This is a genomic window from Gordonia sp. VNK1, assembly GCF_040049135.1.
In the GTDB taxonomy this organism is placed as follows: Bacteria; Actinomycetota; Actinomycetes; order Mycobacteriales; family Mycobacteriaceae; genus Gordonia; species Gordonia oleivorans.
In genome coordinates this window covers 21290-33549 of the sequence record NZ_JBDZDJ010000011.1, presented here as the reverse complement: position 1 = coordinate 33549, position 12260 = coordinate 21290, and the positions used below count along the sequence as shown (strand labels likewise).

General features: G+C 68.9%; 11 protein-coding genes. 5 read left to right on the top strand and 6 right to left on the bottom strand.

Annotated elements, in window-relative coordinates; genetic code table 11:
* Nucleotides 1–20: 20 nt before the first annotated feature.
* On the bottom strand, nt 21–1040 hold the full coding sequence (locus ABLE94_RS14945; protein WP_348805648.1) for an o-succinylbenzoate synthase: 1020 nt from the start codon (nt 1038–1040) through the stop codon (nt 21–23).
* A gap of 94 nt (nt 1041–1134) precedes the next feature.
* Here ABLE94_RS14945 and ABLE94_RS14940 point away from each other — a divergent pair, with 94 nt between their 5' ends.
* Nucleotides 1135–2067, top strand: a complete 933-nt coding sequence (locus ABLE94_RS14940; RefSeq protein ID WP_348805609.1) for an oxygenase MpaB family protein — start codon at nt 1135–1137, stop codon at nt 2065–2067.
* Nucleotides 2068–2349: 282 nt separating this feature from the next.
* Here the strand turns inward: ABLE94_RS14940 and ABLE94_RS14935 are convergent, their stop codons facing one another.
* Genes ABLE94_RS14935 through ABLE94_RS14925 form a run of 3 tightly spaced genes read right to left on the bottom strand, consistent with a single transcriptional unit; the run spans nt 2350 to nt 6951 of the window.
* Entirely contained in the window at nt 2350–3120 is a 771-nt protein-coding gene (locus ABLE94_RS14935) for an alpha/beta fold hydrolase (RefSeq protein ID WP_348805611.1), read from the bottom strand.
* 44 nt (nt 3121–3164) lie between these two features.
* Complete coding sequence (locus ABLE94_RS14930; RefSeq protein ID WP_348809132.1) at nt 3165–4394, bottom strand: WD40 repeat domain-containing protein; 1230 nt, start codon at nt 4392–4394, stop codon at nt 3165–3167.
* A gap of 13 nt (nt 4395–4407) precedes the next feature.
* Nucleotides 4408–6951: an nSTAND1 domain-containing NTPase gene (locus ABLE94_RS14925; protein ID WP_348809131.1), complete on the bottom strand. Its 2544-nt coding sequence runs from the start codon at nt 6949–6951 to the stop codon at nt 4408–4410.
* A 264-nt stretch (nt 6952–7215) separates the two neighbouring features.
* On the opposite strand from ABLE94_RS14925, the gene ABLE94_RS14920 reads away from it, so the two are divergent.
* A complete protein-coding gene (locus ABLE94_RS14920) occupies nt 7216–7479 on the top strand; it encodes a response regulator transcription factor (protein ID WP_348809183.1) in 264 nt (87 codons plus the stop codon).
* A 144-nt stretch (nt 7480–7623) separates the two neighbouring features.
* On the opposite strand, the gene ABLE94_RS14915 is transcribed toward ABLE94_RS14920, so the two are convergent.
* Both ABLE94_RS14915 and ABLE94_RS14910 read right to left on the bottom strand, forming a co-directional pair.
* Nucleotides 7624–8505, bottom strand: a complete 882-nt coding sequence (locus ABLE94_RS14915; protein WP_348809182.1) for an alpha/beta hydrolase — start codon at nt 8503–8505, stop codon at nt 7624–7626.
* A 218-nt stretch (nt 8506–8723) separates the two neighbouring features.
* Nucleotides 8724–9611 (bottom strand): SHOCT domain-containing protein, encoded by an 888-nt coding sequence (locus ABLE94_RS14910; protein WP_348809130.1) that lies wholly within the window; start codon nt 9609–9611, stop codon nt 8724–8726.
* A 426-nt stretch (nt 9612–10037) separates the two neighbouring features.
* Here ABLE94_RS14910 and ABLE94_RS14905 point away from each other — a divergent pair, with 426 nt between their 5' ends.
* From ABLE94_RS14905 to ABLE94_RS14895, 3 genes are read left to right on the top strand one after another with little or no spacing between them, the layout of a single operon-like run.
* Entirely contained in the window at nt 10038–11018 is a 981-nt protein-coding gene (locus ABLE94_RS14905; protein ID WP_348809129.1) for a TIGR04222 domain-containing membrane protein, read from the top strand.
* A 16-nt stretch (nt 11019–11034) separates the two neighbouring features.
* A complete protein-coding gene (locus ABLE94_RS14900; RefSeq protein ID WP_348805651.1) occupies nt 11035–11871 on the top strand; it encodes an MbnB/TglH/ChrH family RiPP precursor modification enzyme in 837 nt (278 codons plus the stop codon).
* Nucleotides 11868–12230, top strand: coding sequence for an SCO6045 C-terminal-like domain-containing protein (locus tag ABLE94_RS14895; protein WP_348805618.1), 363 nt, complete (start codon nt 11868–11870; stop codon nt 12228–12230). Before ABLE94_RS14900 ends, ABLE94_RS14895 begins: the two co-directional genes overlap by 4 nt.
* Nucleotides 12231–12260: the final 30 nt, after the last annotated feature.

The window sequence follows — 12260 nt, the reverse complement described above, 5'->3', positions numbered from 1 at the left end:
ACAGATCATCTCATGTGTTCCTAGGAAACGGAATCATCGGGCCGGGACCGCGCCGCGCTCAGAACGGCATGACACCGCCTCAGACGCGCACACCACCACGCGCGGCGTTCGTCGTCGGCGAGTGTCGCGGCATCGGGGTTCTCGAGGTCGCCGCGAACGAGGTCGTCGGGGCCGAACCACGTCGGCGTCAACGCGCCGGCAACGGGCGTGAACGGCGGCGCGACGTCATGGGTGAACAGGGATCCCGTGCCGAGCCCGCAGGCCAGATCGAGCCGCCGCAGGGCCGCCGCCGCCGCGACCCCGGCCGTCATCCCGACCGCGGAATCCAGAGCGCTGGAGATGACGACGGGTAATCCGATCTGCTGCGCGAGGCGCAGCACCGATCGCATCCCGCCCAGCGGCGCCACCTTCATGACGGCGACGTCGGCGGCGTCGGCGGCACGCACCCGCATCGGGTCGGAGGCCCTGCGGATCGACTCGTCGGCGGCGATGGGTACGTCGACGGCGCGGCGTACTGCGGCCAGTTCCTCCACCGTCGCGCAGGGTTGCTCGGCGTATTCCAGGTCGCCGATCGCGCGCAGGGCGCGGATCGCCTCATCCACCGACCACTTCCCGTTGGCGTCGACGCGGACTCGTGGGACCACCGCCCGCGTCGCGGCCACCCGGGCGACGTCGTCGTCCAGCGATTGCCCGGGTTCGGCCACCTTCACCTTCGCGGTGGTGGCTCCGGGATATCGGGCCAGGATGGCGGCCACCTCGTCGGCGGCGACGGCCGGCACCGTCGCGTTCACCGGCACGCGATCCCGGACCTGTTCGGGCGGGCCGAGGTAGGCGGCCTCGATCCCGGCGGCCAGCCACGCGGCCGACTCGACGTCGTCGTATTCGACGAACGGTGCGAACTCACCCCAGCCGGCCGGCCCGCAGAAGATCAGCACCTCGCGTGCGGTGATGCCCCGGAACCGGGTGCGCATCGGCAGACGCACCACCATCGCCGATTCGAGCAGTTCGGCCACCGGCGGCAGCGACGTCGGCGACGACATGGGACTCACCGGACTCTCCTCTCGGGACGTGGACGACAAGAACGACTTTGAAACAGATCTGGAAAACCGTCTCTTCATGGGTTATCGTCCTGTCATGACAGTCAACCAGGGCTTCGACGAGGCGATCCGCGAGGCGGAGCCCGTCATCGACGAGACAGACCTGGACGACGCGCTGCCCACCCCGCGTCTCGGCGCGGACTCACTCATCTGGAAGTTCTACGGCGACAGCCGCGGCATCCTGGGCTTCCAACGCCTCGCCGGCACCGAGAACTGCATCGAACAGCTCGGGCAGGCCGTGTTGGACCATTCGGTGATCTTCAACGATTTCCTTGGTCGCGCGCGGCGGACCGGCCCGCCGGTGATGCGCACCGTCTACAGCCTCGAACCTGCCAAGTGGGGCCGCACGGTCCGCGACTTCCACCGCGACATCAAGGGCACCATCAGCGACGGATCGCGGTATCACGCACTGAATCCGGAGCTGTTCTACTGGGCGCACGCCACCTTCGTCGACCAGGTCCTCTACATCACCGACACCTTCATCCGACGACTCTCGCAGGCCGAGAAGGAACAGATCTTCGAGGAGAGCAAGGTCTGGTACGAGTTGTATGGTGTCAGCGCCCGCAGTCAACCACAGACCTACGCCGAATTCTGTGCGTACTGGGACGACATGCTCGAGCGGTTCGTTCCGCACAAGACCATCGTCTACGCGACCGGCTACATCCGCCAGGGACTCCCGGCACCCAAGCGCATCCCGAAACCGGTGTGGAAGGTGATCTCGGCGCCGCTGAACGCCTTTATCCGCACCGTCATCGTCGGCACACTGCCCCAGCAGATGCGCGAGGTGTGCGATCTCGAATGGGATGACAAGCGAGAGAAGCGCTTCCAGCGATTCGCCGCACTCATGCGGGCGGCCAATCCGGTGGTCAACCGGCTGCCACTGAAGTCGCTGTACGTGCCGTGGGCGTATGAGGCGTGGCAGCAGGTGGGTGTGGATCCGCGGCCACTACACAACAAGCCGGCTGCGTAGACCTCGCCGGCCGGCGGTATTCACACGGCTGGGCCGTAGGGGATCGGGATGCCCGGCCGCCGGAACGTTTCCCAGGGCGGGGTCCATTCGGCCGTCGGGCAGGCCGGGCAGCCCGCCCAGCCGCGACGCGACGCCCGGGACTCCTTGCGCAGGAATCAGTCTGACCGACGGGACGCGCCAGGGCACTCGGCGCGGCGGCGTGGTCTCCCAGGCCGATCTCGGCCACGCACTCGGCGAACTCCCCCACGCTCCGGGACGCAGCATCCCAGCGCTCGCCCGAACTCATCGGTGCGTCGCCCCTGCGTCGAGGAATCCCCCTGCCACCCGGGCGAAGTCGGCCTTACGGTCGCGATGCACACTGTGCCCGGCATCGATCACCTCGAACCGCGCATTCGGCAGGGTGTCGGCGACCGTCCGAAGATGCTGCGGCGGAAGGAAACTACGGGTTCCGCCAGAGATGATCAACGTGCGAGCCGAGACCCCCGGCAGCCGATCCCACCATCGGGGTTGTGCCACCGCGAATTCGGCACCGACCTGCTCGCCGACGGCGCGGTCGAACCGCACCACCGGCATCGGATTGAGCAACAACGAACCGATGCCACGCAGCCGTTCCCCGAGGCCCGCGCCGACGACGATCTTCTCGTCGAGATCGGCCTGATCGCGCGGCATCGGCGGCAATTCCTCGAGGACCATCGACCCGACGCGATCCGGCTGCGCCATCGCCAGCCGCAGCGCCGTCTGCGCACCCAGTGAATGGGCCACCACGTCGACGCGCGGCACATCGAGTTCGTCGAGGATGAATCCGAGATCGTCGGCGAAGGTGTCGAGACCGTACTGGTCGGCCCGCCCACTGCGACCGTGCCCGCGCAGATCCACCGCCACGACCGACCGTCCCGCTCGCCGCAACGCCGCCGCGAATGACCGCCAGGTGCCGTGATCACCGCCCATCCCGTGGACCAGCAGGACCGGCGGACGGCGATCGGCCGTGCCCCCGGCCGCGGCCACAGCCAACGCCAGGTCACCGGATTGCGTGGCACGGTGCAGCAGTCGCATCGCGCCCAAGCTACCAGCGAGTGCGAACCACCGCGCACACCCCTTCAGTCACACGGGGCCCGGTACGCCATCCCCGGGACGTTGATCTCCCACTCGTCCGGGGTGATCTGGGCACCCTCGCGGGCACATTGCGCGCCGATGAGCTGATCGGGACCCAGTGTCCACGACTCGATCACGCCGCCCTCCCCGGCTGCCAGGATCCGGTTCCCGGAGACGAACCGGACGTCGTACACCCGACCGGGAAAGGACCGCAGAACCACCTCGGTTGTACCCCCGTCGTCGAGATTCCACACCCAGATCTCCGAGTTCCCGCCACCGGCGATCACGCGGTTGCCGTCGGAGGAGAATCCGGCGCTGTAGAGCTGCCCGGCCGGCCCCGACAGCCGGGCCACCGTGTGCGGTGAGTTCGGGTCGGAGATGTCGGCGACGACGACGTCACGTTCCTCCGAGGTGGCGACCAGCCTCCTGCCATCGGGACTGAACCGCACCGCCAGCGCGGCCCCGTCGAAGGTGATCGGATCGGGATGGGCGTGGGGCGCTCGGGGATTGGTGACGTCGTAGGTCTTCACCGCCCCGGTGGACGTGGCCACCGCCAGGGTGCGTCCGTCCGGGCTCAGCGACGTCCACCACACGCCACCGCCGATGTCGATCCGCGCGGCGACGGTGGGAGCCGACCGGTTCGACGCGTCGATGACGGTCAGGAAGGTGCTGTCGGTGCCGCCGGTGACGGCCACTCCGGAGACCTCGCTGTAGTCGACGGTCTCGTTGAGGGTCTGCTGCGCGTCGACGGAACCGACGATCCGTGCATGCGCCGGATCCGACATGTCGGCGAACTGCACCGTCCCGGTGACGGTTCCCATCGTCGCGATCTGACCCGAGGGCGACATCGTCACGGCCCCCGAGTAGACCACTCCCGCGGGCGGAACGAGGTCGGGTCCGGCCCGTTCCAGGCCGCCCGCACCGACGCGCCACTGGGTGATCCGGCCGTCGATCCCGGTGTCGGCGGCGAGCAACCGGGTGGCATTCCCGTTCACCGGGATCTGATACACGCTGTTGGTGCCGACGAGCGTGGCATTCGAGGTCGGTGGCCAATCCTGCACGCGCCCATCATCACTGGAGGAGATGATGTGGTCACCGGCATAACTCACCGACACCGGGTTCGACGATCCGTTCAAGATCTGGGGCGGCAGCGTCGGATTGGTCAGGTCGAAGACGCGAACGGTGTTGTCGGCACCCGCACCGGCAACCCGGGTGCCCGCGGCGTTGACGGCCACCGCGGTGACATAGCTATCGAACCCGCCGAGCGATGCGACATCTCTCGGTGCGGCGAGATCGGTGACGTCGATGACCTCGATGACCCGACTTCGCAGCGCGGCAAGCAGTCTCGATCCGTCCGGGGTGAAGGTGATCCCCTGCGCGAGTTCGTTGTCCCGCCACGCGTCCAACGCAATCTCGCCGGTCGGCAGGAGGGAATCCCCGTCGATGCGCCACAGGTCGATCCGTTTGTTGGCGCTGCTGGTCGCGAGCACCCGCCCGTCGGGGCGGAATGCCGCCGCACCTGGCAACCCCGGAGACTTTGTCCGGCAACGTCACCGGTTGCCAGCGGTCGGCCGCACGCACCCATGCCTGCACTCCGACATCGCGGACCGAGGCCACCACGAACCGGCCGTCGGGGCTGACGGTGAGCGCGTTGACGTCGCCGCGGACCCCAGGAAAGTCGATGCCCCGCAACGGATGTTGCGGATCGGACACGTCCCACGCGGTCAGCGTGCCCCGCCCGCCGAGGAGCAGCGTCGAGGTGCCCGGCAGGAATGCCACACCGCCGAGCCGCCCGCCTCCGCCGGGTGCCCGGAAGTCGGCGAGCTGGTGCTCGATCCCCGCGTCGGACACGCTGAAGATCCGAACCTGGCCACCACCGCCGGCGGCGGCCAGCAGTGTCCCCGACCGCGCCAGCAACACCGACCCGGCCTCACCGAGGAACCGCGCCGGCACCGGATGAGCGGACGCATCGATGAGCCGCGATCGCGCCTCCAGCGTCGGGGAGGTCTGGTACGCCACCATGGCCAGCTGCGCGGACAGGGACGGATCCCGCTCGGCGAGGACGGTTGATTGCACCGCGAGTTGACGGCTCAACGCCTGGTTGGTGGCCAGTTGCGCCTGCTCCCGCTGATCACGAATGTGCAGGCCCGCGGCGGCCGCCGCGACGGCGGCCAGGACGGCGACGACACCGAAGACACCGGCGGCCACCGCGAATCGGCGCAACTGCCGGGTGCGCCGGAACTCCCGACGCTCCTGGGCCGCGAGGCGGGCGGCACCGGCCTCCAGGAAGTCCCGGCTCGACCTGTCCAGTGACACCGCGTCGTCGGCCAGCGGACGGAAGAGTTCCAGGCGTGCACGCACCGGAAGCAGATCATCGGGACGACCGTGGGCCTCCCACGGCTCCACCAGCGACCGCAGCCGACGCCGCAACAGCAGCCGTTCACGGTCGGCGTCGATCCAGCCCAGCAGGCGAGGCCACGCCGTCAACAACGCCTCGTGGGCGACCTGCGCGTGCGTCGAAGAGACGGTCACCAGCCGGGCCGCGGCGAAGGTGTCGAGGACCCGCGCGGTCGCCGGATCCGGGTCATCCCCATCGGCACCGAGCCCGCAGAGCGTGACGGTCCGCCGCGTCACCGTGTCCTCGTCGACGTTGATCATCTCCAGCAGGACGTGCCGCGCATGAATCCGATCGGTCTCGCTCAGGGAGTCGTACACCGACTCCGCGGTCTGCTCCACCGCGCCGGAGATCCGCCCGGTCGACAGGTAGTCGCCGACGGTGAGCCTGCGCTTGTCGGATTTCTCCCACGTCGAACGCAAGGCGTGCGACATCAGGGGCAGCACACCCGCACCGGCATCACCGGTCGGTGCGACGTCGTCGAGGAGCATCGTCACGAGGTCGTCGTCGATGGCCAGACCGGCGATCTCGGCCGGCGCCACGATCGCCTCGCGGAGCTCGTCGAGGGTCATCGGAGGTACCAGGATCTGCGAGTCGGCGAGAACCGGGGCGAGCGACGGACTGGCCGCCGCGCGACCGTAGAAGTCGGCACGCAGCACGCCGACCATCACCGAGCGGCGGTCGCGGAAGGATGAATCCAGTCGCTCGACGAAGTGGCGACGGACCTCGATGCTGCTCTGTGTCCAGAGTTCCTCGAGCTGATCGACGACCAGCAGGACCGGCCCGCCGTCGGTGGCCGGCGGCAACTCGGCGAGAGCCTCGTCGAGCGCGGCGACGGGATCGTTGCCCGGGACCATCAGCGCCGCATGCCACTGGGTCAGCTCCCCGTCGGCCCCGACCCACGGCAGCAGCCCGGCGCGCACCAGAGACGACTTGCCGACACCGGAGGCACCGACGACGACGACCACCGACAACCACTGGCCCGACCCGGCAGGCGCGGTGTCGGGCAGTCGAGCACGCACCATGGCCACCAACCTGTCGACGAGTGCACCACGGCCGAAGTACCACGCACCGTCCTCGGCGGTGAACGACGCGAATCCCCGATACGGCGCGACCGTCGACGCCTTACGCCGCTGCCGTCGCGACGATCGTTCGGCGGCGGCCCACCACCGCGCCACATCGTCGGGATCGGTGACCCCGCAGGCCGCCAGCACCCGCTCGAACATGTCCCGGCTGGCGCGCGTCGGTGCATGTTGCCCGGCGAACCAGCCGGCGACCGTTCCCAGCAGGGCGTCGGCCTCGGCGGCGACGTCGCGGACGCTGAGTCCGGACTGCTCACGCAGCCCCGTCAACGCCCGGCCCAGCTCGTCGCGGGTCGAAACGGCGTCCGGGCCCATCGCGTGCGAAACGTCCTCTCATCGTCGGCGCTCGTCGTATTCGCGCAGGTCAACGTATCGACAAATGTATCGACTTACCGCGAACGGCGGTTACGCGGCGCCGGTTGTCGGTGACCAAGGTGAGGATCACCTACAACAGGAACTACCACACCTCACGTCGTTGCCGCTTGGGTCGGGTCAGGCACGTCGCATCACAAGGAGCTCGAGATCACCATCCAGAACGACACCCCCCGATCCACCGACCGACCCGGACGTGACGTCCACATCCGCCACCTCTACGCGGTCGATCGGGCCGCACCGGTCCGCCCGCAGCTGTCCCGCCGGGAGATCGAGGTGCTGACCGCCTGGCTGCGCGCCGAGTCGAAACAGGAGGCCGCCGCGGAACTGTTCATCAGTGTCTCGACGGTCAGCACCCACGTCGCACGCATCCGGACGAAGTACGAAAGTGTCGGGCGGGCCGCCACCACCAAGTCGGCGTTGTTCGCCCGCGCGATCCAGGACGGCTACGCCTCCCTCGACGACTGGTGAACCGCTCCACACGGCACCGTCGACGACGCGGTACCGACCCTCGTGGTACGAGGTCCGGTGCCGCGTCGTCGACGGTGTGCCGCAACGCAGCCGCTCATCGTTTGGCGGTCAGGTGCCGCATCCCCTGTCGGCACCTGTCCACGATCAGCGGTCCCTGAACCATCCGGCGTTCTTCGCCCGCCAGACCATGTCTTCCCAATAACCCCACGTGTGTGTCCCCACGTTGGGGAAGTCCGTCGTGATCGGAATACCCTGCAGGCTCGCGGCCACCTCGAAGGCCCGCGACTGCGCGAGGGACACCATCTCCAGGGGTGTGCCCTTCACCGAGTTGACCGCATCGGTGTTGTAGGGCCCCCAGGTCGCCGATCCGGCGGCCACCCGGATCTTCATGCCACGCATCCGCGGCAACTGCACCAGGGCGTCGTTCTTGCCCCACCGCTCGTTCCACGGCGGTCCCCACATCGAGTCGGCGTCGAACGGACCGACCCCGGCCTCGACGCCGGCGTCGATCAGCGCCAGCCGGATGGCCTCCCGCATCGTCGGCGCGGACAGGTTCACATATCCCGACATCGAGAAGACGTGGGAGATGCGGGCCCGGTGGTAGGCGCCGTAGATCATCGCCGATCCGCCGCCCATGGAGATGCCCATGATCGCGTACTTGTGCCACGGACCGACCGCCAGGCCACGCGCGTCGAGGGCCGCCACGATCCGGTCCAGCCGGCAGGTCCACATGTAGCGGTAGCGGACCTTGTTGCCGGGGCTGGCCTTCTCCCAGTTGGTGTAGAAGCTGGCCAGACCGCCGACCGGTTCCACGACGTTGACGCCGGAATTGGCCAGGCGCTGAATCCGGGTCTCGTGCCGCCACCCGCTCATGTCGCTGGTCGCGCGCAGACCGTCCAGGGCGATGACCGTCTTGTAGTTGCCGGCCCGGCTCCGGATGTCGACGGGACTCGCGGGCATGCCGCATCCGCCGACGCTGATCCGGTTGAAGGTCGACGCCTCCGCGTCGCCGACACCGCCGGCCATGGTCACCGCCACGGCCGCAAGAGCGATGACCGCAGCCACTATTCGTCGGCCCCGACGTTTGTGGACCGACCGCCTCAGAACTGAACGCACCGCCGAACAGTAAGCCGCCCCTAACCCCGGCGACCAGGGCTGTGACCATGCGGCGCCGACATTGAGATCGGTCAGTTACCCAAGTGGCAATTGCGACTGGATGTTACTAATGTGACTCCTGAGGTCTCTCAGAGTGCGTCAATGACCCGTTTTCGGGCCGCCATGTACTCCGCCTCGGTGATCACGCCGCGGCGGCGCAGATCGTCGAGTTCGGCGAGACGCTGCTCGGGACCGCGCGCCGATGCCGTCGAAGTGACCACGGAGAGCGGCGGAGTGACCGCGGAGCGCGCCGGGCCGACGACACCGACGGGCGTCACGGCCCCCGACGATCGCATCACCACGTCCATCACCTCCCGGCGTGCCACCGGATCGCTCCGCAGGTCGACCGAGCCCTGCACCGTGATGCCGTGGCGGTGCAGGATCGTGATGATCTCGGTCAGCGCATCGACGTTGCCGGTGAGATCGTAAGTGCGACCGTCGGCGCTGGAGGAGAACACCGCGGGTACCGTTCCGGCGAGCAGTGCCGATCCCTGCCAGTCGACCTCGATGTCCTGGGTCTCGGGGTCGACGAGCACCGCGAGGCGACGCGCGTGCAGCATCGGTTGCTGGTACATCGGAACCCGCGCGGTGATGACCTTGTCGAACGGCACCACGCCGCGGCCCTCAACGCGTAATCCCAGCCGCATCAGCGGCTGATCGTTGACCGTGACGTTGGTCTGCTCGATGGACCGGATGTAGGCCACCGCGACGACGCCGGTCGCCCGGAGCCGGGTGGCCCGGACCCGCGACCGCGATACCGCCGTGGACACCACGACCGCGATGACGACGTCGAGGATGGTGATGCCCAGACCCGACCACAGCATCCATTCGGTATCCGGTTCGTCGATCACGAAGTACATGAGCAGAAAGATCGGCCCGACGATGCCGCACACCATGACGAACAGAAAGGTCGGCAGGAACGTGCGCAGATAGCTCGGAAATCTCGGCCCGGTCCCCTCGACGCCGAACATCGACATGCGGCCCAGCCTACGCCCGGCTCCGCGATTCTGAGAGATTCCGGTGCAAAAGGTCACGAAACGGCCGCGAAGGCCACCCCGGTGTGGCGAATCCGCCGATCGTCCCGATACTGAGATCACCTGACGGACAACGTCTCCCACGCGGAGACGGCACACGACACCGAGGAGGTGGCCAGAAGATGAATTGCCAACCCGCCGACACCGAGTTCAGCCATCATCAGGCCCCCGGTGTCGCGGCCCGCAGCGTCACCCACGTCTGACCTCTCGTCACCTAACACGCTGCGCACCAACCACATCAATCTCCCCGACCTCGTCGATCGACAGGTCCGTTCGCTCGCGTGAACCCATGGCGTCATTGCCGTGATCCTCCCCGAGGCGGCGTCGCCGCCCCGGCCCTGCCCCCTACCCGAAAGGCGGTGCACTCTCATGACCCGACCCGACACCTGGGGTATCCCCGGTCCCACCTTCCTGGCGATCTACGCGATCGTCGCCGCGACGGCCGTGTGCGTCGTCGTGATTCGCCGCCTGCCGGCAGACGCCACCCGCATCGACACCGACGACCTCACTGCCGCGCAGGTCGGCATGCTCATCTCCGACGAGCGGGCCGTCCTCGCCGCCGTCACCCAACTGCGCGCGGCCGGTCTGATCGACTCCACCGGGCGAGCGACCCGCGAGCTCGGCGAGATCGACAAGGCGGTCCACGACACCTTCGTCCGCGCGGTGCACCTCCGTCTCCCCCGGACGACGACCGCCCCGGTGCGCGACGCGGCGATTGCCCTGCGGGAGTTGCGTTTCACCATGTCACAGCAGGGCCTGCTGTACTCCCGGCCACGCGCGCTCGGGATCGGCATCCTCACTCCCGCAATCCTTCTCGGCGCGGCGCGGATGGTGGCCGGCGCAGCCAACCGCAAGCCGATCGGCTACCTCGCGCTGATGGTGGCCTGCCTCGTCGCGGTGGCCGTGTACTGCCTGATCCGCCCACGTCGCCTCACCGCCCGGGGAGCGGCCACACTGTCGGCACACCGGCGGGCGAACACCCTTCTCGAGCCGCGGTGGCGACCGGCCCTGACCACCATGGGGATACGTCACTGTGCGCTTGCCACAGCACTTTTCGGTGCCGAGGCGATGTCGCTGGTGGATGCGCGACTGGCCGCGAACCCGGCCGCGTTGCCGGCGACCACCGCACCGCTACCGACCACCGCACCGCGACCGACCATCGCCCGCGTGGCAACCGCCCCGGCACCGCGCAGAACCCACCGGCGCACCACCAGTTGGGGATTCCTCGGCGATGGCGGCGGCTCCGACGGCGGCGGATTCTTCGGATGCGGCGGCGGTTCCAGCAGTTGCGGTGGCGGCAGCAGCAATTCGAGCAGCTGCGGTGGCGGCGGAGGTGGTTGCGGTGGCTGACCGACCGACCCCTCCGATGGACCCGAGCCCGATCGGCGGCATCGGCATCGGCTGGCGGCCCGAGATCGCCGCCGTCGTCGCCGACCTTCCCGGCCTGCGATTCTGCGAGGTGATCGCCGAGACCGTCGCCCACATCGACATCGATCCGCTTGTGGCACTTGCTGTCCCGGTGATCCCGCACGGTGTGGGCCTGTCGTTGGGCGGTGCCGAACCGGTATCGGATCAGCGCATCGCGGTGTTGGCCGATGCGGCCATGCGGCTGCGCTCCCCACTGGTGAGCGAGCACATCGCCTTCGTCCGCGCCGGTGGCCTCGAGGCCGGGCACCTGCTGCCCGTCCCGCGCACCCGCGAGGCGCTGGACGTGCTGTGCGCCAACATCATCCGCACTCAGGCGAGCCTCCCGGTGCCGCTGGCGGTGGAGAACATCGCGGCCCTGTTCACCTGGCCCGAGGACGAATACACCGAAGGAGAATTCGTGTCCGAGATCATCGAACGCACCGGGGTGTATCTCCTCCTGGATGTCGCCAATGTGTATGCGTGCGCGCTCAATTCGGGTACCGACCCGGCGGTGGAGCTGGCCCGGATTCCGACCGAACGCATCGCATACTGCCACGTGGCCGGCGGATCGTCGGACGGGACGGTGTATCACGACACCCACACCGACCCGGTCCCGGCACCCGTCCTCGATCTCGTCGCCCGGCTCGCCGCGACCGGGCGTGCCCCGGCGTTCATGCTCGAACGTGACGGCGCCTATCCCCCGGCGCGGGAACTGCTCGCCGAGCTGGACGCGATCGCCGATGCCGCCGGGATGGACCGGGTCACCGTGGGCAGCGGCTGGTGGGCGGCGTCGTGAGCACCGACGGTCGCCGTACGCTCGCCGAACGCCAGGAGGAGTTGGTGCGCGCCCTCGTGGCGGGCGGCGCCCCACCAGCGGGTGTCGACGCGAACCGCCTGCTGATCACCGAGGAGGCGTTGCTGCGCAAGCGGGCCGGCGAGGTGGCGCGCCGGCTGCCGCTGGCCCGGGCCGAGCTGGGATGCCGGTTCGGTGAGCTGTTCGTCGAGTGGGCGCGTGGCCGGCCCCGACGGCCGGGTGACGAGGAGGCGGGTGCGTTCACCGAGCATCTGATCGCCGTCGGCGCGTGGGAACCGCCGGTCACCGATCACCGGCCTGCATCACTGCGCAGCCGACTGCTCCGTCGCCGTCAAAGCTGAGTAAACGCTGAGGGAGATTTTGCCAATCCC